Source organism: Candidatus Nitrosoglobus terrae, assembly GCF_002356115.1.
Lineage (GTDB): Bacteria > Pseudomonadota > Gammaproteobacteria > Nitrosococcales > Nitrosococcaceae > Nitrosoglobus > Nitrosoglobus terrae.
In genome coordinates this window covers 15,097-41,155 of sequence record NZ_AP014836.1, presented here as the reverse complement: position 1 = coordinate 41,155, position 26,059 = coordinate 15,097, and the positions used below count along the sequence as shown (strand labels likewise).

Here is a 26,059-nt window from a genome sequence, read left to right as displayed (position 1 = left end):
AACTTTTAGGTACATCTGTGAGCGGGATTTCATTTAACTTACTAAATATTTAACTTTAGCTAAACCTTAAACTGATTAACTTACTAAGATCCAAAATATATAGAGTGTTTTAAGATACTTTAAAAGTATAGCTTTTAAAAATTAATTTCTTCTATACTGTAATAAATAGATATTGAAGTAGACCCTTTATCAGGGAGGAAAGATCGTCTTGAATCGTACAGCCACCATCTACCGAGAAACATTAGAAACTCGTATTGAAGTTACGCTCAATCTAGCAGGAAAAGGGTGTTTTACTGCTGAGACAGGTCTTCCTTTCCTCGATCATATGCTAGAGCAGATAAGTAGACATGGATTATTGGATCTCACAATAAAAGCATCGGGTGATTTACATATTGATTCACACCATACTATTGAAGATATTGGTATTACCTTAGGTCAAGCCTTAAAACAAGCAATCGGGGATAAGATAGGAATTCAACGTTTTGGGCATGCCTATGTTCCTCTGGATGAAGCGCTTTCCCGTGTGGTACTCGATTTTTCAGGGCGGCCGAGTTTACACTATCGTGTAAATTACCAACAAGCTCGCATTGGTAATTTTGATGTTGATCTCATTCAAGAGTTCTTTCAAGGATTAGTAAATCATGCTGCTATAACTTTGCATATTGACAATCTACAAGGGCGAAATGCTCATCATATTGCAGAAACTATTTTTAAAGCCTTCGGTCGTGCATTACGCTTAGCAGTAGATCAAGATACACGCCAATTAGGGCTATTACCTTCTACTAAAGGCACTTTGTAAATTAGGGGCAGCATTTCAAATTTAAGTTTATAAATTATGTCCAGCATTGCAGTAGTTGATTATGGTATGGGCAACCTTAGATCAGTCTCTAAAGCATTACAGCAGGTTGCTACAAGTGATATCCGGGTAGAAATCACCAGTAATCCACAGCGAATACGTAACGCCAGCCGGGTAGTTTTTCCAGGAGTAGGCGCTATTCGTGATTGTATACGTGAGCTACAGCGCTTAAATTTAGATACTATTATCACGCAATGTGCTACTGACCGGCCATTTCTAGGTATTTGCCTTGGAATGCAGGCATTACTTGAGTTTAGTGAGGAAAATCAAGGCACTCCATGTCTTGGGCTACTGTCTGGAAAAGTACTTCATCTTAATACTAATAATAATCAGTTTAAGGTACCTCATATGGGGTGGAATCAAGTCCATCAAGAACGTGCTCATCCATTGTGGAACAATATTCCCCAAGATAGTCGATTTTATTTTGTTCATAGCTATTACGCGGTACCTGATAAACCTTCTTTAATAGCTAGCCGTACAAATTATTCTACTCCCTTTGCCTCAGCATTAGTTCAAGACAATATTTTTGTAGTCCAATTCCACCCAGAAAAAAGCCAGCAGCTTGGGCTGCAATTACTTGCCAATTTCTTGGCATGGAACGGCGTAAGCTAAGACATTATCACTTGTAAATTGGAAGGAAACCCCAAATGCTATTAATACCTGCCATTGACCTCAAAGGAGGGAAATGTGTTCGTTTGCGCCAAGGACGCATGGAAGACAACACGGTGTTCTCTGATGATCCAGTTGCTATGGCCTTACATTGGGCCGAAGCTGGCGCTGAAAGATTACATTTAATTGATCTAGATGGAGCATTCGCTGGACAACCTATTAATGCTGATATTATCTATGACATTGCTCAAAAACTACCTAATGTTGATATTCAGGTAGGCGGGGGCATCCGAGATGGAGACACTATTCAAATCTACTTAGATGCAGGAGTACGCTATGTCATTATTGGCACTAAGGCTATTAACACGCCTCATTTTGTCGCCGATGCCTGCCTTGAATTTCCTGGTCATATTATTCTTGGCTTAGATGCTAGAGAAGGTAAAATCGCGATTGATGGGTGGTCTAAGTTATCCCGGCATAATTTAATAGATATTGCCCAACATTTTGAGAAAGACGGAGTTGAAGCCATTATCTATACGGATATTCAGCGTGATGGTATGATGAAGGGAGTTAATCTTAAAGCTATCAGTGAGCTAGCTCAAGCAATTAATATTCCGGTTATTGCATCAGGCGGTGTTTCCTCACTAGCAGATATTGATGCCTTATGCCAGTATGAACATAAAGGTGTTATTGGAACAATAATAGGCCGAGCCCTTTATGAAGGACAGATACAACTTGATCAAGCATTTGCTTTAGTAAAACAAGATTTAAGGCAAGTCAAATAAACAAATGGGTTTAGCCAAACGTATTATCCCTTGCCTTGACGTGGACAATGGCCGCGTAGTTAAAGGGATTCGTTTTACTGATATCCGTGATACAGGTGATCCAGTAGAGATTGCTCATCGCTATGATCAACAGGGAGCAGATGAAATTACCTTCTTAGACATTACTGCTAGTAGTGATAATCGAAATACCATGGTTCATATTGTTGAGGCTATTTCAGCTCAAGTGTTTATTCCTCTTACTGTAGGAGGAGGTATCCGATGCCTTGAAGACATTCGGCGTATGCTAAGCGCAGGTGCTGATAAGATAAGTATCAATACGGCTGCTATACAGCAACCTACATTGGTTAAAGAGGCAGCGGAGCGCTTTGGCTCCCAATGTATTGTTGTTGCTATTGATGCTAAGCAAGTCTCTCAACCCCATGAGCCTAGACGATGGGAGGTATTTACTCATGGTGGACGTAGACAGACAGGGATTGATGCTATTCATTGGGCTTACCAGATGGCCGAATTTGGAGCTGGAGAGATCCTACTCACTAGTATGGATCGGGATGGAACTCGAGAAGGCTTTGATCTTCCACTTACTCGTGCTATCAGCGAATCTGTTTCTATACCAATAATTGCCTCAGGAGGAGTTGGCACTTTAGATCATCTTGTAGCAGGGATCTTAGAAGGGAAAGCAGATGCTGTATTGGCTGCAAGTATCTTTCACTTTGGCAAACATACCATAGAAGAGGCTAAAAAACACTTACTTGCTCATGGTGTTGAGGTGAGACTATAGGCTGTGCCCTACTTTTGTTTAAATAATATAAATTGGAACGATGAAGGACTTATTCCTGTAATTGCTCAAGAAATTGACACTGGTAAAGTCCTAATGCTTGCATGGATGAATTGGGAAGCGTTAGAAATGACAATAGAATCTGGTCATGCAGTCTACTGGTCTCGATCCAGAAAATGTCTATGGCAGAAAGGAGAGCAATCTGGTCATATCCAAATTGTCAAAGCCATTTATCTAGATTGTGATAATGACGCAGTACTTCTACAGATTGAGCAAATCGGTGGTATCGCGTGTCATACAGGCCGCCGTCATTGCTTTTTTAAACGCTTAGAAGAAAAAAATTGGATTATTGTTGAGCCGATCTTAAAACATCCTCAGAGTATCTATAAAAATACAGATGAACAATATTCTTGATCGTCTCGCTACAGTAGTAAACGAGCGTAAAAATTCAGATCCAAAATCTTCTTATATCGCTAGTCTCTATCAAGCTGGGCAGGATAAAATCCTAAAGAAACTGGGCGAAGAGGCAATCGAGACAATACTTGCTGCTAAAAGTCGAGAAAAAAAGGCTATTATTCATGAAACTGCTGATCTGTGGTTCCATAGCCTAGTAATGTTAGTTGAATGTGGACTAGAACCTGATCAAATACTCAATGAGCTAGATCGACGTTTTGGCTTATCTGGTTTAGAAGAAAAAGCTAATCGAGAGAAAAGTTATGAGTGTAACAATACCTGATTGTATTTTTTGTAAAATTGTAACAAAAGAAATCCCAGCTAATCTCATATATGAAGATGATCAGGTCATTGCTCTTAAAGATATACATCCTAGAGCAAAAGTGCATCTATTGTTAATCCCGCGTATTCATGTTCCTAGTCTAGCGCAGCTAGAAACTAAACACGAGGGATTAATGAGCCATATGATGCTATTGTTACCTAACCTAGCTCACCGTCAAGATCTACATAGAGGTTTTCGAATAATTATTAATACAGGGAAGGGAGGAGGTCAAGAAATTGATCACTTACATATGCATTTATTAGGCGGCCCCCAGCTGCCGGGATTTTAACTGTAATTTTTATCAAAGTTAAGTAATTAAAGCCCATATGCTACATAGAATTAACACATTTCCATTTTCTTCTAACATAGGTAATATTCATCCTTAACTAAGAGTGGAGAACAGAATTATGGGAGTAAGTGGAATCAGTATTTGGCAGCTACTTATCATACTGCTAATTATACTAGTATTATTTGGCACTAAAAAACTGCGTACTATCGGTGCCGATCTGGGAGAGGCAGTAAAAAGCTTTCGTAATGCTATGCATGATGAAACGCCTTCTGATATTAAAGAATCTCAAACTATAGAACATAAACAAGAACAAGCTAACATGGAGGGCTATCCTCATCAAAAACAAAACGATTCTAATCTTAACAAGACAAAATTAGATAACGAAATTAAGTAACCCACTCCTATCCTATGTTTGATATTGGTTTCTGGGAAATCATAGTTGTTCTAGTTATCCTTCTACTGGTAGTAGGCCCAGAAAGAATACCAATTGTTGTTCGTACTACGGCTTTATGGGTGAGAAAAATACGGCGTTTAATTAGCCAAATTAAACAAGAAGTAGAGCAAGAACTGAGAACTGAGGAGCTTCAGCAATCCCTTAGAAAAAATATAGATTTACCTGATAGCAATGAAACTAATAACAGCTCCCCCACCTCTAAATCAGCTGGCAATCCACATAAAAAATAGTCTTATTTAGATGGCGACACCTGATCATTCCGATAAAGATGAGTTACCCTTAATTAGGCATCTAATTGAGCTGCGAAGCCGTCTACTTCGCAGTATTATTACCATATTTATCATTACGCTCACTCTTCTCCCCTTCTCTAATGATCTATACCATATCTTAGCCCTCCCGCTTATGGCTCACTTACCCGCAGCAACTTCAATGATTGCCACTGAAGTCACCGCCCCTTTTCTTGCTCCTTTAAAACTAACATTAGCTATAGCCATTGCACTCTCAATCCCCATGCTGTTGTACCAACTTTGGTCCTTTGTTGCACCCGGCCTCTACAAAAACGAGCGCCGACTTATCCTTCCGCTATTAATTTCCAGCACATTTTTATTTTTTCTTGGAATAGCTTTTGCCTATCTCGTAGTTTTTCCTCTCATGTTTGGTTTTTTTACCCAAGCAGCCCCTAAAGATATTGCTGTTATGACCGATATCAGTAAGTACCTTGATTTTGTATTAACCATGTTCTTTGCTTTTGGAATTGCTTTTGAAGTACCTGTAGCTACTGTATTATTAGTATGGACAGGAGTTAGTAATGTAGAGAATTTGCAAGAAAAACGACCTTATATCATTGTTATAGCCTTCATCGTTGGCATGCTATTGACTCCCCCAGATGTCATTTCACAAACATTATTAGCTGTACCCATGTGGCTATTATTTGAAGCAGGATTATGGTTTTCTCGGCTATTTGTACCAAAATCTTCTAAATAAAATCGATTATTAAAGATCAAAAAGTTGCTAAAAACCTAAAAAAATTTTACATTGATTTTATTATTAGCTCTTTTTCTTAATCATACTCAATTTAGCCCATGGAAATTCTCTGGATTAGCATAGCTTATATCCTAGGATTAGGTGCCTCTTATTTAAACCTCCCACCGCTAGTAGGTTATTTAGTAGGGGGATTTATCCTTGGAGAATGGGGTGTTGATGAAAGCCCAGCCATTCATACTATAGCCGATATAGGGATACTGCTATTAGTATTTAATATCGGGCTTAAATTAAATCTTGAAAGCATTTTTAATCGAGAAGTATTAACTATTGGGGTTGCTCATCTAGTATTCACTGGAGTGGGGTTTAGTTTATTATTTCTAATGGCTGAAATGCCCCTATCTTCAGCTATATTTCTCGGCTTAGGGATGACTTTTTCAAGCACAGTATTTGCTGCTAAAATGCTAGAAGAGAGAAGTGAGCTTGGAGCTTTTCACGGGCGTCTTACTCTTGGCATCTTAGTTATGCAAGATCTAGCTGCAATGGGAATGCTAGTAGCAGCTAAGGGTAGCGCTCCTTCTCCATGGGCACTACTTCTCTTATTATGCATACCATTATTACGTTCACCTCTTAAACATATCCTTACTTGGAGCGGCCACAGCGAGCTATTATTGCTCTATGGGATTTTTATCGCACTTGGAGGAGGATATGTCTTCGAATTTTTAGGGTTAAGCCCAGAATTAGGAGCCCTAATAGCTGGTATGCTACTAGCCAATCATTCTAGCTCTGGTGAATTATCAAGCGTAATTTGGGGGATAAAAGAAATCTTCCTTGTAGGTTTTTTCTTACAAATCGGCCTTGGGGGATTACCAGAATTACAAGATAGCAAATGGATATTGATCCTAATAATTTCTTTACCACTAAGGGCAATAACTCAATTTTGCCTTGGAACCCTGCTGCACTTAAGAGCAAGAACATCTTTTCTTTCCGTAATAGCATTATTCAGTTATAGTGAATTTCTATTGATAGTTACTGATGATGCTGTTAGAAATAACATTTTATCCCCCAACTGGCTTTCTACCTTAGCTTTTCTAATTACCATTTCATTAATCATAGCCGCTCCCCTAAGTCGAGCCTCCCATAGTCTTTTTATCTATTTTGAGCAATGGCTCACGTTTTTTGAACGCCGAGGCTTTCATCCAGATGCAGAATCAGAATATATCAAGCAAGCTAAATGGTTAATTATTGGTATGGGCCGAGCTGGTACTGCAGCTTATAATCTGCTAGTTCAACAAAATCAACAAGTTTGGGGGCTAGACTCTGACCCGGTATCTGTTGAAAAACACATTGAAAAAAAACGGCGTGTCATCTGCGGGGATGCAGAAGATCCTGAGTTACTGGAAAAAATTAACGTTAAATTATTGGTTGGAGTAATTTTGGTCGTGCCTGATTTAGATGCGAGGCTACGCTTCTCTAAGAGTTTACGCCGAAATGGCTTTCAAGGCGTACTATCAACAACAAGCTTCTATCCAGAAGAAGATGCTAAATTGTATGAAAGCGGAGTTAATTTGGTCTTTCACCCTATCGCCGAAGGTGGAGAACGCTTAGCAGAGCGCGCATTAAATAGCGTTGGATCTGTTATTTTCAAATCAGTCGATTCCTAATCAAGCAAAAACCTAAATGACTTATTATCATCCTCTCTTTCCTCTAACTTCTAATATCAAACTAATAAACCTAGCTTCTCAGCTACTACCTAAGATTAATTCTAAAAAGCTCTAAATCAAAATGAAATTGTTTCGAACCAAGCCTATCGAAATCGATAGTACTGCTATAAATACCGATTTAAAAAGAGTATTAGGATCTGTCGATTTGGTTTTTCTGGGTGTTGGTGCCATTATTGGAGCTGGTATTTTTGTACTTACGGGCATTGCTGCAGCAAATTATGCCGGACCTGCAGTTGTCCTCTCCTTTGTAGTTGCAGGAATAGCAGTTACCTTTGCTGCGTTATCCTATGCGGAGCTTGCTACCTCTATCGGCGGCGCAGGTAGCGCCTATGGATATAGTTATGCTGGATTAGGGGAATTTGTTGCTTGGATGATTGGCTGGATGCTGATTTTAGAATATTCAGTTGCCATCGCAGCTGTGTCTGTTGGTTGGTCAGGCTATATCAATAACAGCCTAGCAGCTATAGGGATTCATCTTCCTGAAATGCTGATTAAAGCACCTTCTCATGGGGGCTGGATTAACCTACCCGCAATGCTAATTATTCTTGTATTAGGTACCCTACTCGCAACCGGAGCTAAAGTAACTGCTAAACTCAATGCTATAATGGTATTAGTAAAGATTGCAGCTATATTACTGTTTATTAGCATTGCCTTGTTCCATGTTAATACTAGTTACTGGACACCCTTTATGCCCTTTGGCTGGGAAGGAGTTATGACAGGGGCTGCTAGTATTTTTTTCGCCTATATAGGTTTTGATGCGGTATCTACAGCGGCGGAAGAAACCCAAAATCCACAAAAAGATCTACCTATTGGCATTCTTGGCTCCCTTGCTATTTGCACCTTATTTTACATGCTAGTTGCCACTCTATTAACGGGCATTGTTCCCTACTCCTCCCTAGATGTACCTTCACCCGTTTCTGATTCTTTACTACGCATAGGAGTAAAATGGGCTTCTGGTGTGATTGCCATCGGTGCTATTGTAGGCTTAACTACTGTCATACTGGTGTTATATTTTGGCCTCACCCGGATTATCTTTGCTATTTCACGAGATGGCCTTCTACCTCCATTTTTTTCTTATATAAATAAAAAGACTAGTAGTCCAGTACGAGTGATTTTACTTACTGGATTAGTGATGGCAAGTATTGCTGGCTTAACTCCTCTCAATGAAATTGTTGAACTTACTAATATCGGTACATTAGGTGCCTTTACAGTAGTCTGCGCCGGAGTCGCAATACTGCGTTATACCAAACCGGATTTACAACGGCCATTTAAAACTCCGTTTAGTCCTGGTATCCCGTTATTAGGTATACTCTCCTGTGGATATTTAGTAATTCAATTAAGCGGAGCCACTTGGATTCGATTTTCAATATGGTTAATAATAGGATTAGTTATCTATTTCACTTACTCATATCATCACAGCAAGCTCTCTAATCCTAGATAAAATAAGAAACTAAGTATATGGTGGGCCCAGTAGGACTTGAACCTACGACCAAGGGATTATGAGTCCCCTGCTCTACCAACTGAGCTATAGGCCCAAATTTAGCCTTTAACTAACTGCTATCTGCATCCAAGAAGCTACGCAATTGCTCCGAACGGGATGGATGCCTCAACTTACGCAAGGCTTTAGCCTCAATTTGGCGAATCCGTTCCCGCGTAACATCAAATTGTTTACCAACCTCCTCTAAGGTATGATCTGTGTTCATATCAATACCAAAACGCATCCGTAATACTTTAGCCTCACGAGTAGTTAGACTCGCTAGTATTTGCTGAGTAGTCTCCTTCAGCCCTGCAAAAATCGCTGAATCAGGAGGGGATATCACGTCTGAGTCTACAACAAAATCTCCTAGGTGAGAATCTTCATCATCACCTATAGGTGTTTCCATTGAGATTGGTTCTTTAGCAATCTTGAGAACCTTTCTTACCTTATCTTTCGGCATGCCTACTCGCTCAGCAAGCTCATCGGGTGTTGGCTCCCTACCCATTTCCTGAAGCATTTGACGTGAAATCCGGCTGAGTTTATTAATAGTCTCAATCATGTGAACTGGAATACGAATAGTCCGTGCCTGATCAGCAATTGAGCGAGTAATAGCTTGCCGTATCCACCAAGTAGCATAGGTAGAGAATTTATAACCACGGCGATATTCAAACTTGTCAACGGCTTTCATAAGACCAATATTACCTTCCTGAATTAAGTCCAAGAACTGAAGGCCACGATTAGTATATTTTTTAGCAATTGAAATCACTAGACGTAAATTAGCTTCAACCATCTCTTTTTTAGCTCGTCTAGCCCGCGCCTCGCCAATAGATAAAGAGCGATTAGCTTCCTTAATCTCAGCAATACTCATGCTAGTCGCTCGCTCTAAGGCAATTAATTTCCCTTGAATTCCTAGAATAACAGCACTTTGCTTCCTAAGTACAGAGGAATAATGCTTTTTAGCTCGGATATGTTTCTCCACCCAGCTCAGATTCGTTTCTTGCCTATGAAACGAGGATAAAAAATCCTGTCGTGGCATATGAGCTTCATTTACCACAATGTGCATGATAGTACGCTCAAATCCACGAATTTTTGCTACTACCATACGTAGATCCTCTATTAGCTGCTGAAACATCCGAGGTGTAAGCCTAATTTGTAGGAAGCACTCGCTCATTGCTTCTGATACATCAGCGAATGCTTTATTATCACCCTGAGAAATAATTCTTAACCGCTGATCATATAGTGCTTTTAGCTGAGTAAATTGCTCCTTAGCTTTATATGGATCTGGGCTATTGTCATTTTCTTCTGATTCACCAATATCAGCAGAGTCAATTGTATCTTCAGCCTCTCTAAGATGGATATCCGTTTCCTTTAAATCATAAAAACCAGAAACTATATCTGCCAAACGAATTTCGCCTGCTTCTACTCTTTTATATTGCTGTAATAGCTTAGCCGCGCTATCAGGGAACCGAGAAATGGCATGATATACTTGGTGCATACCCTCTTCAATTCTTCTAGCAATGTGAATCTCTCCTTCGCGGGTTAAAAGCTCAACACTCCCCATCTCTCGCATATACATGCGTACTGGATCAGAAGTCCGGGAAAATTCTCCATCGACAGAAGCAAGAGCAGCAGCCGCCTCTTCAGCTACCTCATCATCGGTAATCTCTGCATCCATGATCGCTAAAGAGTCTGCCTCCGGTATATCTTCATGCACAGAAATACCCATATCATTAAACATAGTAATAATATCTTCGATCTGATCAGGATCGACTACATCATCAGGTAAATGATCGTTAACCTCGCTATAGGATAAATACCCTCTATCTTTTCCTTTGGCAATTAAAAGCTTCAACTGCGACTGGCGATCTTGTTCCATATACTCAATATTATATTAAAATTAACTAAGCTAGCTGCTGAAGTAAAATTTTCTGACTGTACTTTATTTATCTATAAAAACAATTATATTATAGTATTATAAAATATGCTTATTTGACTGCTTAGCTGCTAATAAAATAAGTAGCTCTTGTTGTTCTTCAGCAGTCAAAACAGGTCGGTTGGAGAGTACTTCCATCCGATCATCCGCTGCCTGTGCTTGTAAACAAGCTATAGCAGCTTTTAATTCTAAAATCATATCGTTATCAGTTAAAAACAATTCTCGAATCGCTAGTTGTCTTAATTGCTGACCCATCTTTGATTCTTTCCAGTGCTCAAGTAGAGAGGCCGTATTTAAATATGGATTACTTCGCAGCAACGTAATTAAACTTTGTAATAGCTGTAACTCTACCCCCTTTAGTCCTTGGAGCGAAAAACTATCCTCTATTATATGAATTAAATTAGGATGTTGGAGTAAAATAGCAATCATTTTCTGTACTGGAGAATCCATATCTATAGCACAATTCAATTGTTGACGAGGTATTTCGCTTTTCCTTAAATAACGAGCAAGGCTTACTTGTCCAATTTGGGCTATTTCTGCAAGACGTGAAAACAACATATCCTGATAAACTCCCGATGGAATTTTAGCTATAAAAGGCCGAGCCAATTCTATTAGATGCACTCGTCCATCTATATTGTCGAGTTTTACTTTTCGTTGCAAACCATTTAATAAGACTTCTGATAACGGTACTGCTTTCTCTAAACGAGATTCAAAAGCCACTTGACCTTCAGCACGTATTAATGTATCCGGATCCTCTCCTGTAGGTAAAAACATGAACTGCACTTGCCGTCCTTGCTTTAATAAAGGTAGTGCAGTTTCTAACGCTCGCCAAGCTGCTTCTTGACCTGCTCGATCTCCATCAAAACAAAATATGACCTGCGAGGTCATTTGAAATAAACGAGTTAGCTGCTCTGAAGTAGTTGCTGTTCCTAACGTAGCTACCACATAACGTATCTTATGTTGAGCTAAAGACAGCACATCCATATACCCTTCTACAACCAATATCTTTTCATAATTGCGAATAGATTTTCGTACTTGATATAAACCATAGAGTTCTCGCCTTTTATGAAAAAGCGATGTCTCAGGTGAATTAAGATATTTTGGAGATCCCTCACCTCCTAAAAGACGACCGCCAAAACCAATCACTTGCCCACGATAATCATGGATAGGAAATATCAGACGACCTCGAAAACGATCATAACAATGACCGCTATCCCTATCGATTACTAAACCTGCCTCTTTAAGATAAGGTCTTAATGATAACTGAGTATTGGACAGTAAAATATCCCAGCGAGAAGGAGCAAAACCTAGCTTAAACTCTGCAACAATAGAACGACTTAATCCTCTTTCCCGTAAATAAGCCTTAATTCGCCCCTGATTCTGGTTAACATTAACTTTTAGCTGCTGATGATAAAAATCAGCAGCAAAGGATAATACCTCATATAACTTCCGATGAGAAGTATCAGGAAGCTGATTAGATTCTCGAGGAACAACCATCCCCGCTTGCTGTGCTAGCTCCTCTATTGCCTCAACAAAATTAAGATGATCAAATGCCATTAGAAAACTAATTGCCGTTCCATGAACCCCACAGCCAAAACAATAATAAAATTGTTTTTGCAAACTAACAGTAAAGGATGGGGTTTTTTCGCTATGAAAAGGGCAACATGCAACGTACTGGCGGCCTGCTTTACGCAAGGAAATACGAGAATTAATCAACTCTACTATGTCCGTACGTGCTATTAGATCATCAATAAACGCTTGCGGGATTTTCTCCCCCATAGACCTTAAGCATCTACACAAAATAAGGCAAGATCACGTAGCTTCTATATAAAAAATAACAAAACTTTATAAAGTATGGAATTAGCTAGATAATCCTGCAAGTCGTACCTTAATTTGCGCGCTGACTACTATCATATCAGCACGACCTTGGATGCGCGGCTTAAGCGCACTCATGATTTTACCCATATCCTTTATAGAGACTGCATGAAATTGCTCTACTGCTTCATCAATAAGCTGCTCTATTTCATCTTTACTCAGTGGATCTGGCATATAATTTTGAATGATTTGTTGCTCAAAATATTCTTTCTCAGCCAGATCCTCCCTACCTGCAGCTTTGAATTGCTCCCAAGCTTCACGCCGCTGTTTAAGCATTTTATCTAATAATATGATAATTTGCGCATCATTCAGAGATTCCCGAGTATCAACCTCAACTTGCTTAAGAGCAGCCATAATCATCCTTAAAGTTCCTAATTGAGCCTTATCCTTAACTCGCATAGCATTCTTTACATTTTCCTGCAAACGCACTTTAAGTAAACTTACTTCTGCTACCATAAAACTCTCACTAAATGATACTACTAGATCATGAGCCTAATATGCTAAGCTTAATACAGTCGAATATGCCGTGCGCGCTCCCGCTCTACTTTCTTCATAGAGCGTTTAACTGCGGCTGCCGCTTTACGTTTACGGACTGAAGTAGGTTTTTCATAGTACTCTCGACGACGAACCTCTGATAAAACCCCAGCCTTCTCACAAATCCGCTTAAACCTGCGGATAGCAACATCAAAAGGCTCATTCTCTTTTATCCGAACGCTTGGCATATAATCTCCTTATTGAGTTTAGTTGACATAGAAAAATATTTATTCATAAGCTAAAACCTTAAAATTTTACGGATTACAAACCAAAAAAGCAAAGAAAGATTGCTAATAAATCATAGATAATTTTTATAAACTTATGCGTGTACTTGGAATAGAAACATCTTGCGATGAAACAGGAGTCGCTGTCTTCGATAGCGATCAAGGACTGTTAGCTAATACGCTTCACAGTCAAGTAAAACTCCATGCTGACTATGGGGGTATTGTTCCAGAGCTAGCCTCTCGAGATCATATCCGTAAACTACTACCTTTAATTCGGGAGTCTCTAGCCTATGCTAACCTTAGCAAAACGGATATTGATGGTATAGCTTATACTGGAGGACCAGGATTAGCTGGAGCGCTCTTAGTGGGAGCCGCTGTTGGCCACAGTCTTGCTTGGGCTTGGAATAAACCTGCAGTTGCTATTCATCATATGGAGGGGCATTTACTCTCTCCTTTACTAGAATCTTCGCCTCCTATTTTTCCATTCTGCGCTCTTCTTGTCTCAGGCGGCCATACCATGCTAGTGGCAGCAAAACGCATAGGTGCTTATTGCGTGCTCGGAGAATCTCTAGATGATGCCGTTGGAGAAGCCTTTGATAAAACAGCAAAACTACTTGGATTAGGATACCCAGGGGGGGCTGCTCTAGCGAAGTTTGCCGAGCAAGGAGATCCCAAACGCTTTTGTTTTCCACGCCCAATGCTTAATCGACCTGGGTTAAATTTTAGCTTTAGTGGCTTAAAAACTTACACGGCAAATACTTTACGAGAACATGGACTAGAAGCTGCTGCCGATATAGCCTGTGCTTTCCAAGATGCCGTGGTCGATACCCTAGTAGCTAAATGTCGCCGTGCTTTACAACAAACAAACCTCAATCGTCTCGTTATTGCTGGGGGAGTTAGCGCTAATCTTGCGCTCAGAGCGCAGCTTAAAATTATGGGAGTACAGGAAAACGTTCAAATTTATTATCCACGATTATCTTTTTGTACTGATAATGGAGCAATGATAGCTTTTGCAGGTTGCCAACGTCTTATGGCTGGAGATCGAGCTGATTCTAGATTTAATGTTCAACCTCGATGGCCTCTTAGTAGTCTCTCTCAGCTTTAATCCGATCTGCTTAAATGATTTTCTTGGCCACTGAGTAGCCGACGAACATTACTTCGATGCCTCCACAGTGAAAATAATACCATAATAATAGCTGCCTCCCTAATCGCTGGTGATGATAGCAATATCCAAGAAGAGAGAAAAATACATATAGCTGCGCTAAGCGCCGATAAAGACGAAATTCGCCAGCGCCAAAATACAAGCAACCACGCGGTTAACCCTACTAAGGCAAGTGGCCAAGATAAACCCAGTAAAACTCCTAGACCAGTGGCCACCCCTTTACCTCCTCGAAACTCAAAAAATACTGGGTAAAGATGACCCCAAAAAGCAAATAAACCTGATCCAGCAATAACGTAGGAATTTACTTCCAATCTATAAGCTAACCATACAGGCAAAAACCCTTTAAGAACATCGCTAAGAAGAACTATTGCGGCAAGTCGCTTACCACCTAGACGTAGTATATTAGTAGCTCCAGGATTCCCTGATCCCTGAGATCTAAGGTCTCCTAAGTTAGCTAACCGCGCAACAATAATCGCACTAGATAAAGATCCCATAGCATAGCTTGCAACAAGCAGAATTAAATTTGTCAACATGTTATGATCAGCCATACACTCTGTATTGTAATTAGAATATTATCTCGGCATAAAATCTTTATTTTATGGATATTTAATCACATCTGCTATATATAGTTATTTATCTAAATACAATGGATACTGTCTATTTAAACAATTTATGTATTGATACTGTAATCGGAATCTATGATTGGGAACGTCGAATCAAACAAACAGTTTACTTAGATTTAGAAATGGCCACTGATGTAGCTAAAGCGGCCAGCAGTGATAATATCCAAGATGCATGTGATTATAAGGCCGTGGCTAAACGGCTGATAGAGTTTGTTAGCAACAGTGAATTTTTATTAATAGAAACGCTAGCAGAACAAATCGCTCAAATTGTACTCAATGAATTTGATGTTTCTTGGCTACGCCTCAAAGTAGACAAAGGAGGCGCTGTACGGGGAGCGCAAGGAGTAGGAGTCATTATTGAGCGGTTTCGGCCAGAGTTTTCACGTTTATAATACATAACCGATTGATATTGATATGGCTCGTGCGTATATCAGTATAGGCAGCAATATTAATCGAGAAATCAATATTCGTACTGGAGTGAATATCTTACGTCAGTATTATGACCCTTTGACTATTTCACGAGTATTTGAAGGTGAATCAGTAGGCTTTCAAGGTGAAAATTTCTATAACCTAGTAGTGGGTTTCGATACGAACGAATCAGCTCAGGCGATCATTCATGGGCTTCATAAGATTGAACAAATGTGTGGTCGTACACGAAATACTCTTCGCTTTAGTTCTCGATCTCTCGATTTAGATTTACTCCTATATGATAATGTTGTAATTGATCAACTAGGACTCCAATTACCTCGTGCTGATATCCTTAATTATGCTTTTGTATTACAGCCATTAGCTGAGATTGCTCCCCACTTACACCACCCTATTATAGGTCAATCCTACGCTGATCTCTGGGCTGCCTTCAATCCATCTTCAAAATGTTTATGGCCCGTTGATCTACAGCTATAGATCATCCTTGTGAATAGACTTATATGAATCCCCTCTACTCTCCCCATGAAAACTTACCTTACCCCGATCCAGAAATTTTAGCTCATAGCCAAAAATTACAACAAGTAATCCAAGAAACAATTAAACAAGCAGGCGGGCAAATCCCTTTCACTCTTTTCATGGAGCTGGCACTTTATACGCCAAACTTAGGTTATTACATGGCAGGTTTACATAAGTTAGGATCTTTAGGCGATTTTATAACTGCCCCTGAGTTATCTTCTTTATTTAGCCGTTGTCTCTCCCACCCATGCCAGCAAATCTTAAACCTACTTGGTTCAGGTGATATCCTAGAGTTTGGTGCCGGCTCCGGCCGGATGGCGGCTGATCTTTTAAGTGAATTAGAACGTAAAAACAGTCTGCCCACACGGTATCTTATTTTAGAGATCAGTGCTGATTTACGTCAACGGCAACAAGAAACGCTTTATCAACAAATCCCTCACCTTGTTCCAATGATAAGCTGGTTAGATCAGCTGCCAGATAACATTCAGGGGGTAGTGATTGCCAATGAGGTATGCGATGCCATGCCTGTACATTGTATCCAACTTGAAAGTGAGCATAATTGGGAACGTTATGTTAGCTATGAGAAAGGCAAGTTCATATGGAGAAAAGGCCCTCTTAGCCAGCCCATACTTAGTAATCGAATCGCCGAAATACGAAAACTGATTAACCCAGTTACTCACTACGAATCTGAAATAAATCTAGCAATGGAGTGCTGGATAGCTGAAATCGCCCTCCGTTTACAAAAAGGGATGCTACTTATTATTGACTATGGTTTTCCTCAGCACGAGTATTACCATTGGGAACGGGCGCAAGGAACTCTCATGTGCCATTATCGCCACCGTGCTCATTCTAACCCGCTTATCCTGCCAGGATTACAAGATATCACCGCTCATGTAAACTTTACCGCTCTCGCTGAAGCGGGCTACACTAACGGCCTTAAAATAGCAGGTTACTGTTCTCAAGCCGATTTTTTATTATCTTGTGGGCTAGATAAATTTGCAGAATCTGAGATCAAATGTGTAAGCGATTATACTTTAGAGATTAATAATCAAATTAAACGCCTAATTTTACCTAGCGAGATGGGAGAGTTATTTAAAGCACTTGCTTTAACCCGAGAAATAGAGCAACCTATTTTAGGTTTCAGCCTGCGAGATCGAAGATCCAGCTTATAGAGAAATCACTAAAGATTACAAAGAGTCTTTAGCGATTATGACTACCTTTCGTAGTACTACTCCTTCCGCTTTCTTGTTGCATTTCTAATAAACGCTCCTTCAAATCAAATATAACCTCCTTGAGATCATCTAGATCTCTCTTGAGATTTTGAGTCTCTTGCCTGTTATGATGGATTTCTTCTAAAAGACTCGAATTAATCATCTGTTCATCAGAGCTATTACTACTATTACTAGTTCTGGCAAGAATAGCAGGAACATTTAATATTAACCAATCCTTCCTTTCTCGACCATTTTCAGAATCTAAATAAAATGCTATACCCTCTTCTGGGACAATAGTAGAGGTGAAACTAGCCTCAGAGAAACGAGATCCTATTACGAAGGGATATAGTCGCCGATCAACTGGTTGGCCAGTCTGACGATCCAGATCGCGCACCTCCTGATGGAGCATACCAAAAATGATTTGAAGCCTACCATTTTTAAAAAATACTCTTCCTGTATTAACTTCTCGTACCTTAGCAAAAGCTCCCTGATGAACGCCAATAGTTACAAAAGCAATATCTTGATCTGGCCGAGCCATTGCTAAACCTTTAACTAAAGCAGGCGTAAGCACTTGAATTTCAGCTGGAGAGAAAATTGGATATAATTTCTTACTCAGAAACTGCCGTTCTGAAACTAGAAGGGATTCCAAAACAACACGCATATCTTTTTCAGTAATAGCAGCGGGATGCTGATTGTTAGCAACTCTATCATTTGAATTAAAGCGCACATATTGCTCGCCTTCTTCCCAAATAACACGATTCTCCTCATTACTACTAGCATTTGCCCCTTTCTTAACTACCTCGCTATTCCCATCACAGGCTGTTAAAGATAAAGATAAAATAAAAGAAAGAGATAATCTTAACCACAAGTATTGATGGTAATAATTACACTTCATAAAGTACCCTATACATACTCTGGTTTCTGCTCTCGGCTAAGCAGCGCCTCAACCGCCTGTCTAGGCGATCGGCCAGTGTACAGTACCTGATATACTTGCTCTACAATAGGCATCTCAATACCCAGCTGTCTTGCCTTTCTCATTATTATTTTAGCAGCTTCTACGCCTTCTACAGCTTGGCCAATAGATACTAACGCTTCCTCTAACGGCTTTCCTTGAGCCAAAGCTAATCCAAGCCGACGGTTACGAGATTGATTATCGGTACATGTTAGCGTTAAATCTCCTAAACCTGATAAGCCCATTAACGTTTCTCTTCTAGCACCATTTGCTAGGGCAAATCTAATCAGCTCCATAAGGCTACGAGTCACTAAGGCCGCCCTAGTATTAGCGCCAAATCCAAGGCCATCGCTAATACCTGCTGCAATAGCAAAGATATTTTTTATGGCCCCACCTATCTGTACACCTATGAGATCTTCACTTGTGTAAGCCCGAAAGGAATCCCCATGAAAACAGCTAGCAAGACGGGCAGAAACCTCCGGTTGAGTAGCTGTTATTGTAATTGCTGTAGGAAGCCCAATGGCAACTTCATAGGCAAAAGTAGGCCCTGAAATCACAGCCATTGGCCAGTCAGTACCTAGAACTTCAGCCACTACTTCATGTAATAACCGCCCTGTATTTGGCTCTAAACCCTTAGTTGCCCAGATTAAGGGGGTATAATTAGGTAGACGCCCAGCTAAACGCTCTATCATTGGCCGAAAAGCACGGCTTGGGACCACTACCAAAACTTGCTCTACTTCTGATAGGGTATCATCTAAATCTGCAACTAAATCCAAAGATGATGGAAAAGATATCTGCGGCAAATAACGCTCATTACAACGAGCTTGAGCCATAGCGGCTACTTGAACATCATCCCGTGCCCATAACAAGGTAGGAACTTGCTTACGAGCCAATAGAACCGCTAAAGCCGTACCCCATGACCCCCCACCTATTACTAGAGTCTTTGGGTATTTAGTATGCATGCACTATTACCGGCATTACTTATATCAATGCCGAACCTCGGCTACTTTATTTGATGAATGTTGTTGCTCAGCATAGATTGCATCAAAATTAACCGGCGCTAATAATAACGGAGGGAAACCACCTTTAGTCACTAAATCTGCTATCACCTCCCTTGCAAACGGAAATAAGATAGTAGGGCAATAACTACCAAGCAAAGGACCTAAATCCTTATTACTATAACCGCTAAGTGTAAAAATACCCGCTTGTTGTACTTCAGTAAGAAAAGCTACTTGATCATTTAGTTTAGCTGTTACCGTTAACGATAAAATCACGCTATATATATTTTCAGCGATGTGCTGGCTTTCATTGCCAAGCTGGAGATTTAATTCAGGCTTCCACTCTTTAGTAAAGATATGGGGAGAATTAGGAGTCTCAAAGGAGAGATCTTTAATGTAGATCTTCTGAATAATAAACTGAGGTTGCTGATTTTTACCATTAACTTCCGATCCTATACCATCTTCTGTCATAATATCACCCGATATCTCGTAAAAACTTATGCTAGAGGCCTAATAACCTATCAAGATCTCCTTCCCGATCTAGTATCATTAAATCATCACAGCCACCAATAGGCTGATCGTTGATAAATATCTGAGGCACAGTACGATGACCACTTTTATTTATCATTATTGCTCGCTGCTCAGGCTCAAGATCAACGCGTATCTCCGTATAATCAATCCCCTTACTAGTTAATAAACTTCGTGCTCTAATACAGTAAGGACAATGTGCTGTTGCATACATTACAACTTCATGTACTGTTTTATCCACGCTTATCTCTTTTTCTACCCTTAGCTCTTTTTCTAGGAATAATTTTTTTATTGGTTTCAGAGTAATGCTTAATATCTTCTTCTTTAAAATCAGAAGGCTGAGTCTCAGCTTTGTTAAGCTTAATCACTTCTTTGGCTTTAGCTTTACTAAATAAAGGCATATTTGCCTCTCGCCATGATTCCATTCCTCCTTGAAGCATATAAATAGCCTTATGTCCTCTTCGACTCAGCTGGCTTGTAACGGGTAGTATCCCTTGCCCTATTCCCCACACCATCACTAAGGGGCGATCTTTAAACTGATCCAATTTTTCTAAGCGCTTAGAAAAATGAGATAATGGTATATTGATAGAATCCAAAATATGTTCTTTATCGAACTCTTTCTCCTCTCGAATATCTATAACTACAGCATTCTCTTGGTTTATCAATCGTGTAGTCTCAATTGTGGATATTTTTCTAATCCCTCGTAGCCGACGCAATAATGGATCAACAGCAAGAGCTAGTAAAACCCCTATAAGCAATGTCGATAGTATCCAATGATTAGTGAGAAATTCAAAAATACGGCTAATATTAATATTCATTTAATAGTTATCCTGATTCAGCTATCCTAATATAATAATCAGTAAATTCCCTTTATCTTTTTAGGGTGTAGATAATTAAAAATCTCGTTATTTTAGCTACGCTAGTGTAAGCTTTAGGATATACTCTAATAAGGCCATATCACCTAGGCTTTTAGACTTAACATTCCATATGGATGGAAGTATAAACATTCAATACTTGCTACTGAATACTGTTTGGCACACTTACAAGTGTTGAGCGGGCTTAATATCAAAAATATAATAGCAATGAATATCAACAACGGACAAGGAATTATTTCAAGGTATTCTTCAAAGAAACTCGGCTAGTATAGCCTAGCCAGTAAAACCCGCCTAGTTTGAAAATAAAAATGATATATTAATCATATTTATATATAGATTTTACTGCTTACTATTAATAGAATGTTTACTCTCAAAATTTGGGAATCCTATATAAAATTGGACATCCAAAATATATTGTCGTATCTGCTGGATTAAGCGCCTTCTCGTAGGAGCGATACATGCTTTTCTCAAAACGCTATTTATTGGCAATGACCCTAGGTCTTGTCTCAGGCATAAGCCTTATTTTTGGATCAATAGTCCTTGCTGAACGCTCAGAGAGCAAGACTGAGGCATTACCTTTAGAAGAGTTACGTGCCTTTTCAGAGATATTTGGGCAAATTAAACGCAATTATGTTGAACCGGTAGATGATAAAATACTCATCGACGGCTCTATTCGCGGCATGCTCGCCAGCCTAGATCCTCACTCTGCTTACCTAGATCCTCAAGCTTACAAAGAATTACGTATTGGAACCTCCGGTGAGTTTGGTGGGTTGGGGATAGAGGTAGGCATGGAAGATGGGTTTATCCGCGTGGTCGCTCCTATTGACGACACGCCCGCTCAAAAAGCAGGCATTGAAGCGGGCGATCTTATTATCCGTATTGACGATGAGCCAATAAAAGATCTAAGTCTTTCTGATGCTGTGCAAAAAATGCGCGGAAAACCAGGTACGGATATCACTTTAACTATTATTCGTAAAAGTGAAACAAAGCCTCTTAAATTTACTATTACCCGATCCATTATTAAGGTTAAAAGTGTTAAAAGCCGAATTTTAGAAGAAGGCTATGGCTATATCCGCATTAGCCAATTCCAAGCTGAAACAGGATCTAATATGCAGATCGCTATCGAGGGTCTTAAAAAGGAGAACAAAACAAAGCTCAAGGGCTTGATCTTAGATTTGCGTAATAATCCAGGGGGAGTCCTTAGTGCTGCAGTAGAAGTATCAGATGCTTTTTTAGAGAAGGGACTAGTTGTTTATACAGAAGGAAGAGAGCCAGAATCAAAGCAGCAATTTCGAGCTACCGCTGGAGATATTCTCAATAATGCGCCTATGGTCGTTTTAGTTAACGGAGGATCAGCCTCCGCTTCAGAGATCGTCTCTGGCGCGCTTCAAGATCACCATCGAGCAGTCATAGTAGGTTCGCAGACTTTCGGCAAAGGATCAGTTCAGACTATTTTACCACTCACTGAGGATACTGCGCTAAAACTTACCACAGCTAGGTATTACACCCCCTCTGGGCGATCTATCCAAGCGGAAGGCATTACCCCAGATATTGAACTTGAAAGCGTAAAAATATCAGACTCTTCCCTTTCTGATACCAATGATTTTATTAGAGAATCCGATCTTTCTCGGCATCTTGTAAATGGCAATGAAGAACAAGGGAAAATCAAAGGTAAAAAACAAGATAAAAAAACTTCTTTAGCCGCACAGGACTACCCTTTATATGAGGCATTAAACATATTAAAGGGACTAAGTGCTTTAGCAGCCCGTTAAAAGTACCCTCTATAACATAGAGAATAGAATAAAAACTCAGGAGAGAGATGTAAATCCAGAGGGTAGGAAAGTCTCTTTAGTCAGTGGAAGCAGGTTATATGTCCCTATTCCTACCCTAATAGGGCTAGATCTGGTACTAAAATAGCTAGTTTAAGAGTTTTTCTCTCTATCTTTGGCGGGAAAAACTAAAGTTAGTTTCAATTGTTTTCCTGTTTCCATTCAATTGCTCTTTGTTCCAGATTTTGTACAAAACCATTCTTACCATCACAATATCCTGCGATATCTTTAGGGAATTTTTGAGCAAGTCGTTCTTTTAACTTTCCGTACTTAATTGCATCCTCATGGTGCAGCTTAAGATAATCACGAACTACAAGATGACGTTCTATTTCAGATTGATTATCATATTGAAAAATATAGATTTGGTGTGTTCTATTTTCTCCACCTTTTTGAAGATATCTTCTTCCTTTAATTCCAAACTCTACAAGTGGCTCATACCCTATTCCAATCATCACTGGATTAAAATTATCAACTTTTTCAATATCCTTAACTATTAGCATAATGTCGATAATTGACTTAGCCTTTAAATTGGGTACTGCTGTACTACCTATATGATGAATTTCAACAAGCTCATCTTTTAATATATCTCTAATAACTGTTGCTTTCACTTCAAACATCTGGGGCCAATTTTTATTATAATCTGTAACAATAATATTCATTGTACGATTAATCATTATATTATCTCCTACCATTTCTTAGCTTAATGGCCACTATTCCGTTAAACAAAGAACTATTAAAATCAATGAAAATTACCAAGAGGATACCTATGATTAATGTTCTTATTCCCCTAGCTCAAGGCTGCGAGGAGCTTGAAGCGGTAACTCTAATTGATCTATTACGACGCTCCGGTATCCATGTAGTTACAGCTGGGCTTGATGATCAGCCCGTTATTGCTAGCCGTGGCACTTGCTTAATTCCAGATACATCCCTAGATAAAGTGGCTCAGCAGGAATTTAATATGGTGGTGCTACCTGGTGGCTTACTAGGTGCCAATAATCTTAATTCAGATCCTCGTATTCATGATCTACTCAAGCGCACTGCAGAACGCGGGAATATTACGGCTGCAATCTGTGCGGCACCTACAATACTTGCAAATGCAGGGCTGCTTGAGGGCAAACATGCCACCGGCTATCCAGGGTTTCTTGACAAACTTAACCTACCTACAACAACGCTACGAGATGAAGCAGTCGTTGTAGATGGCCGTGTGGTGACTTCAAAAGGGCCTGGAACAGCAATGGATTTTGCACTTACCTTAATAGAGATTCTAATGGGTAAAGAAGTTCGCAATAAAGTCGAAAATGAGCTACAACGCCCAAGCTAAAATAACTTATACAGTACTTAAGCTACTAAACCATATATTATATATCGTTAATGGCAGCTCACACTTGCATCCTGCGCTTGGCTATCTACTCCCCTTTGCGGCGCTATTTTGATTATCTCCCACCGAATGGAATACCATATCAGCAGCTACAACCTGGGATACGCTTACAGGTCTCTTTCGGTAAACGTACCGTAGTAGGTATTCTTATTGCTGTGGTTTCTCAAAGCCAAGTTGCTTTTCACAAGCTAAAGCAAGCTCAACACTGTCTTGATAAATCCCCCATCATTCCAACACCTCTGCTTCAGCTTCTTACTTGGGCTGTTAACTATTACCATCACTCCCCAGGGGAGGTATTTTTTACTGCCTTGCCTCGAGCTTTACGCCAAGGTAAATCAGCTAATCTACCTACCTATCGGCAATGGTTTTTAACTCCAAAAGGCTGTAGTAGTGATTTAAAAATCCTCATTCGAGCTCCACACCAAAGGCAGATAATAGAACTATTACGTTACCACCCTCAAGGATTAACCTCATCTGAGATTAAGGAGAAATTTGGCACCTACCAAAGTAGTCTTCGCAGCTTAGTCATTAAGGGTTGGGTAAATTTTAAAGAAGAGTGTGCTTGGAAAAAACAAGAATCATCAAAAAAACATTTTAAACATCTACTTAATCCCTCTCAAAAAATAGCTGTTACCACTATTCTTACTGCTCAGCAAAAATTCCAGCCCTTCTTATTAGAGGGTGTTACCGGCAGTGGTAAAACAGAGGTTTATTTACATGTTATTGAGGAAATAATCGCTAAAAATCAACAAGCGCTAGTGCTGACCCCAGAAATTGGGCTGACTCCTCAAATTGTAGAGCGCTTTTGCAGTCATCTTCAAGGCTCTGTTGCCGTCTTGCACTCTGGCCTTACTGATCGGGAACGTCTAGCAGTATGGGTTGCCGCCTATGAAGGAAAAGTTGCTGTAATTATTGGCACTCGTTCAGCAATATGGGCACCTCTTCAGCATCTTGGGATTATCATCGTTGATGAAGAACACGATCCTTCTTTTAAACAACAAGAGGGGTTTCGCTATCATGCTCGTGATTTAGCTATTGTATGGGCTCGTCAGGCCAAAATACCGGTAGTATTAGGCAGTGCGACCCCTTCTTTAGAAAGCCTATATAATGCTAGATGTCAACGCTATCACTTATTACAGCTATCGCAACGAGCCGGCAAAGCACAGACTCCTCAAATTTATCTTATTGATATCCGATCTTGTTCCTTAGAAGCTGGAATTTCCCCACCGATGTTAAAAGCGTTAGAGCATCACTTAGAACAAGGAAACCAAGCATTATTATTCCTAAACCGACGAGGTTTTGCGCCTACTTTAATTTGCTATGAATGTGGCTTTATCATTCCTTGTCGCCGCTGCGACTCCTATATGACAGTCTATCAATACAATGATAGCCATCGACTACGCTGCCATCATTGTGGAGCTAATCAGCTTATCCCCGCTAACTGTCCTCAATGTAATCACTCCTTCTTATATCCAAAAGGATTAGGTACAGAACAAGTAGAAGCAAAACTTAGATCTATTTTTCCAGATACTGGGATTGCCCGTATTGATAGAGATACTACCCGTGGATCAGGGGTTTTAGATAAAATCCTTAATGATATCCAAAAAAAAAAATATCGCCTTTTAATAGGTACGCAAATGCTCGCAAAAGGCCATCACTATCCCAACATTACCTTGGTCGGGATCTTGGATGCCGATCAAGGTCTATTTAGCGGGGATTTTCGAGCTGGTGAGCGTATGGCTCAGCTTATCCTTCAAGTTATAGGACGATCAGGTCGCGGTGAAAAATCCGGTGAAGTTTTGATTCAAACCCGACATCCCGATAACCTCTTGCTACAAGCAATAATAAGTCAAAAATATGATCGAGTAGCTAAGATACTCCTAGAAGAACGCTACCAAACCGGATTTCCTCCTCATGGCTATTTAGCTCTGCTTAGAGCAAAATCAGCGTTAGTTGACACACCAATAGCGTTTCTTGAAAATGCTCGGGATATGGCTATAGCACTCAACACCCATCAGGGTATGGTAACCGTATTAGGCCCAGTATCTGCCCCTATGGAACGCCGAGCTGGTTATTATCGCGGCCAACTGCTGCTTCAAGGAAGCTCTCGTCCTTATCTACAGCAATTATTAGCGACGTGGATACCCAAATTAGAGTTTCTTAAAACAGCAAGAAAAGTAAAATGGTCTTTAGATGTAGATCCTGTGGACTTAATGTAACTACTGGTGGAAACCCGTTATATTACACTCTTTTCGTCCGCAAACTCTCAA

30 protein-coding genes and 1 tRNA gene are annotated in these 26,059 nt (G+C 39.9%); 19 read left to right on the top strand and 12 right to left on the bottom strand.

All coding sequences use genetic code 11. The features are described from left to right. The first annotated feature begins 208 nt into the window (after positions 1–208). The 12 genes from hisB to TAO_RS00155 all read left to right on the top strand — a co-directional run bounded on the left by hisB (position 209) and on the right by TAO_RS00155 (position 8,689). Positions 209–799 carry an imidazoleglycerol-phosphate dehydratase HisB gene (gene hisB / locus TAO_RS00210; RefSeq protein WP_172419023.1) on the top strand — a complete coding sequence of 197 codons (591 nt, stop codon included), beginning with the start codon at positions 209–211 and terminating at the stop codon, positions 797–799. A gap of 36 nt (positions 800–835) precedes the next feature. Beyond that, entirely contained in the window at positions 836–1,468 is a 633-nt protein-coding gene (gene hisH, locus TAO_RS00205) for an imidazole glycerol phosphate synthase subunit HisH (protein WP_096526079.1), read from the top strand. 35 nt (positions 1,469–1,503) lie between these two features. Then, a complete protein-coding gene (gene hisA / locus TAO_RS00200) occupies positions 1,504–2,250 on the top strand; it encodes a 1-(5-phosphoribosyl)-5-[(5-phosphoribosylamino)methylideneamino]imidazole-4-carboxamide isomerase (protein WP_096526078.1) in 747 nt (248 codons plus the stop codon). A gap of 4 nt (positions 2,251–2,254) precedes the next feature. Next, positions 2,255–3,028 (top strand): imidazole glycerol phosphate synthase subunit HisF, encoded by a 774-nt coding sequence (gene hisF, locus TAO_RS00195; protein WP_096526077.1) that lies wholly within the window; start codon positions 2,255–2,257, stop codon positions 3,026–3,028. Positions 3,029–3,031: 3 nt separating this feature from the next. Next, a complete protein-coding gene (gene hisI / locus TAO_RS00190) occupies positions 3,032–3,439 on the top strand; it encodes a phosphoribosyl-AMP cyclohydrolase (protein WP_096526076.1) in 408 nt (135 codons plus the stop codon). Continuing rightward, the gene (locus tag TAO_RS00185) at positions 3,423–3,761 is read left to right on the top strand and encodes a phosphoribosyl-ATP diphosphatase (RefSeq protein WP_096526075.1); all 339 of its coding nucleotides are present in this window, start codon (positions 3,423–3,425) and stop codon (positions 3,759–3,761) included. Before hisI ends, TAO_RS00185 begins: the two co-directional genes overlap by 17 nt. Beyond that, positions 3,742–4,089, top strand: coding sequence for a histidine triad nucleotide-binding protein (locus tag TAO_RS00180; protein ID WP_096526074.1), 348 nt, complete (start codon positions 3,742–3,744; stop codon positions 4,087–4,089). The genes TAO_RS00185 and TAO_RS00180 overlap by 20 nt, the downstream gene beginning before the upstream one ends. Before the next feature lie 118 nt (positions 4,090–4,207). Beyond that, on the top strand, positions 4,208–4,483 hold the full coding sequence (gene tatA, locus TAO_RS00175; RefSeq protein WP_096526073.1) for a twin-arginine translocase TatA/TatE family subunit: 276 nt from the start codon (positions 4,208–4,210) through the stop codon (positions 4,481–4,483). A gap of 14 nt (positions 4,484–4,497) precedes the next feature. Continuing rightward, entirely contained in the window at positions 4,498–4,773 is a 276-nt protein-coding gene (gene tatB / locus TAO_RS00170) for a Sec-independent protein translocase protein TatB (protein ID WP_096526072.1), read from the top strand. A 10-nt stretch (positions 4,774–4,783) separates the two neighbouring features. Continuing rightward, positions 4,784–5,527 (top strand): twin-arginine translocase subunit TatC, encoded by a 744-nt coding sequence (tatC, locus tag TAO_RS00165; protein ID WP_096526071.1) that lies wholly within the window; start codon positions 4,784–4,786, stop codon positions 5,525–5,527. A gap of 98 nt (positions 5,528–5,625) precedes the next feature. After that, entirely contained in the window at positions 5,626–7,188 is a 1,563-nt protein-coding gene (locus tag TAO_RS00160; RefSeq protein ID WP_096526070.1) for a cation:proton antiporter family protein, read from the top strand. Positions 7,189–7,309: 121 nt separating this feature from the next. Then, positions 7,310–8,689, top strand: coding sequence for an amino acid permease (locus tag TAO_RS00155; RefSeq protein WP_096526069.1), 1,380 nt, complete (start codon positions 7,310–7,312; stop codon positions 8,687–8,689). A gap of 18 nt (positions 8,690–8,707) precedes the next feature. Here the strand turns inward: TAO_RS00155 and TAO_RS00150 are convergent. The 5 genes from TAO_RS00150 to rpsU all read right to left on the bottom strand — a co-directional run bounded on the left by TAO_RS00150 (position 8,708) and on the right by rpsU (position 13,255). Next, positions 8,708–8,783 (bottom strand) — tRNA-Ile (locus TAO_RS00150). A gap of 15 nt (positions 8,784–8,798) precedes the next feature. After that, complete coding sequence (rpoD, locus tag TAO_RS00145) at positions 8,799–10,601, bottom strand: RNA polymerase sigma factor RpoD (RefSeq protein WP_096526068.1); 1,803 nt, start codon at positions 10,599–10,601, stop codon at positions 8,799–8,801. A 96-nt stretch (positions 10,602–10,697) separates the two neighbouring features. Further along, the gene (gene dnaG, locus TAO_RS00140; RefSeq protein WP_096526067.1) at positions 10,698–12,437 is read right to left on the bottom strand and encodes a DNA primase; all 1,740 of its coding nucleotides are present in this window, start codon (positions 12,435–12,437) and stop codon (positions 10,698–10,700) included. An 81-nt stretch (positions 12,438–12,518) separates the two neighbouring features. After that, positions 12,519–12,989 (bottom strand): GatB/YqeY domain-containing protein, encoded by a 471-nt coding sequence (locus tag TAO_RS00135; RefSeq protein WP_096526066.1) that lies wholly within the window; start codon positions 12,987–12,989, stop codon positions 12,519–12,521. A 50-nt stretch (positions 12,990–13,039) separates the two neighbouring features. Then, entirely contained in the window at positions 13,040–13,255 is a 216-nt protein-coding gene (rpsU, locus tag TAO_RS00130) for a 30S ribosomal protein S21 (RefSeq protein ID WP_096526065.1), read from the bottom strand. Between the two features lie 133 nt (positions 13,256–13,388). Here rpsU and tsaD point away from each other — a divergent pair, with 133 nt between their 5' ends. Further along, complete coding sequence (gene tsaD, locus TAO_RS00125) at positions 13,389–14,396, top strand: tRNA (adenosine(37)-N6)-threonylcarbamoyltransferase complex transferase subunit TsaD (RefSeq protein ID WP_096526064.1); 1,008 nt, start codon at positions 13,389–13,391, stop codon at positions 14,394–14,396. Here tsaD and plsY read toward each other — a convergent pair. Further along, complete coding sequence (plsY, locus tag TAO_RS00120; RefSeq protein ID WP_096527680.1) at positions 14,393–14,986, bottom strand: glycerol-3-phosphate 1-O-acyltransferase PlsY; 594 nt, start codon at positions 14,984–14,986, stop codon at positions 14,393–14,395. The genes tsaD and plsY overlap by 4 nt on opposite strands. Positions 14,987–15,099: 113 nt before the next feature. Between plsY and folB the strand changes: the two genes are divergently transcribed. Genes folB through TAO_RS00105 form a run of 3 tightly spaced genes read left to right on the top strand, consistent with a single transcriptional unit; the run spans position 15,100 to position 17,190 of the window. Continuing rightward, the gene (folB, locus tag TAO_RS00115; protein WP_096526063.1) at positions 15,100–15,468 is read left to right on the top strand and encodes a dihydroneopterin aldolase; all 369 of its coding nucleotides are present in this window, start codon (positions 15,100–15,102) and stop codon (positions 15,466–15,468) included. A 22-nt stretch (positions 15,469–15,490) separates the two neighbouring features. After that, positions 15,491–15,979 carry a 2-amino-4-hydroxy-6-hydroxymethyldihydropteridine diphosphokinase gene (gene folK / locus TAO_RS00110; RefSeq protein WP_096526062.1) on the top strand — a complete coding sequence of 163 codons (489 nt, stop codon included), beginning with the start codon at positions 15,491–15,493 and terminating at the stop codon, positions 15,977–15,979. A 23-nt stretch (positions 15,980–16,002) separates the two neighbouring features. Next, positions 16,003–17,190, top strand: coding sequence for a class I SAM-dependent methyltransferase (locus tag TAO_RS00105; protein WP_096526061.1), 1,188 nt, complete (start codon positions 16,003–16,005; stop codon positions 17,188–17,190). Positions 17,191–17,218: 28 nt separating this feature from the next. Here the strand turns inward: TAO_RS00105 and TAO_RS00100 are convergent, their stop codons facing one another. From TAO_RS00100 to TAO_RS00080, 5 genes are read right to left on the bottom strand one after another with little or no spacing between them, the layout of a single operon-like run. Beyond that, the gene (locus tag TAO_RS00100; RefSeq protein ID WP_096526060.1) at positions 17,219–18,124 is read right to left on the bottom strand and encodes a hypothetical protein; all 906 of its coding nucleotides are present in this window, start codon (positions 18,122–18,124) and stop codon (positions 17,219–17,221) included. An 8-nt stretch (positions 18,125–18,132) separates the two neighbouring features. Then, a complete protein-coding gene (locus TAO_RS00095; protein WP_096526059.1) occupies positions 18,133–19,143 on the bottom strand; it encodes an NAD(P)H-dependent glycerol-3-phosphate dehydrogenase in 1,011 nt (336 codons plus the stop codon). 24 nt (positions 19,144–19,167) lie between these two features. Then, positions 19,168–19,650: a protein-export chaperone SecB gene (secB, locus tag TAO_RS00090; RefSeq protein ID WP_096526058.1), complete on the bottom strand. Its 483-nt coding sequence runs from the start codon at positions 19,648–19,650 to the stop codon at positions 19,168–19,170. Positions 19,651–19,681: 31 nt separating this feature from the next. Next, positions 19,682–19,948 (bottom strand): glutaredoxin 3, encoded by a 267-nt coding sequence (grxC, locus tag TAO_RS00085; protein WP_408607613.1) that lies wholly within the window; start codon positions 19,946–19,948, stop codon positions 19,682–19,684. Then, positions 19,941–20,525, bottom strand: a complete 585-nt coding sequence (locus TAO_RS00080; RefSeq protein ID WP_231910509.1) for a rhodanese-like domain-containing protein — start codon at positions 20,523–20,525, stop codon at positions 19,941–19,943. The genes grxC and TAO_RS00080 overlap by 8 nt, the downstream gene beginning before the upstream one ends. Before the next feature lie 515 nt (positions 20,526–21,040). Between TAO_RS00080 and TAO_RS00075 the strand changes: the two genes are divergently transcribed. Beyond that, the gene (locus TAO_RS00075; RefSeq protein WP_096526057.1) at positions 21,041–22,354 is read left to right on the top strand and encodes a S41 family peptidase; all 1,314 of its coding nucleotides are present in this window, start codon (positions 21,041–21,043) and stop codon (positions 22,352–22,354) included. A 197-nt stretch (positions 22,355–22,551) separates the two neighbouring features. On the opposite strand, the gene TAO_RS00070 is transcribed toward TAO_RS00075, so the two are convergent. Further along, positions 22,552–23,085, bottom strand: a complete 534-nt coding sequence (locus TAO_RS00070) for a GrpB family protein (protein WP_231910508.1) — start codon at positions 23,083–23,085, stop codon at positions 22,552–22,554. 92 nt (positions 23,086–23,177) lie between these two features. Between TAO_RS00070 and TAO_RS00065 the strand changes: the two genes are divergently transcribed. Together TAO_RS00065 and TAO_RS00060 are read left to right on the top strand one after the other, a co-directional pair. Continuing rightward, positions 23,178–23,732 (top strand): DJ-1 family glyoxalase III, encoded by a 555-nt coding sequence (locus TAO_RS00065; RefSeq protein WP_096526056.1) that lies wholly within the window; start codon positions 23,178–23,180, stop codon positions 23,730–23,732. A gap of 50 nt (positions 23,733–23,782) precedes the next feature. Next, positions 23,783–26,008, top strand: a complete 2,226-nt coding sequence (locus tag TAO_RS00060) for a primosomal protein N' (RefSeq protein ID WP_096526055.1) — start codon at positions 23,783–23,785, stop codon at positions 26,006–26,008. Positions 26,009–26,059: the final 51 nt, after the last annotated feature.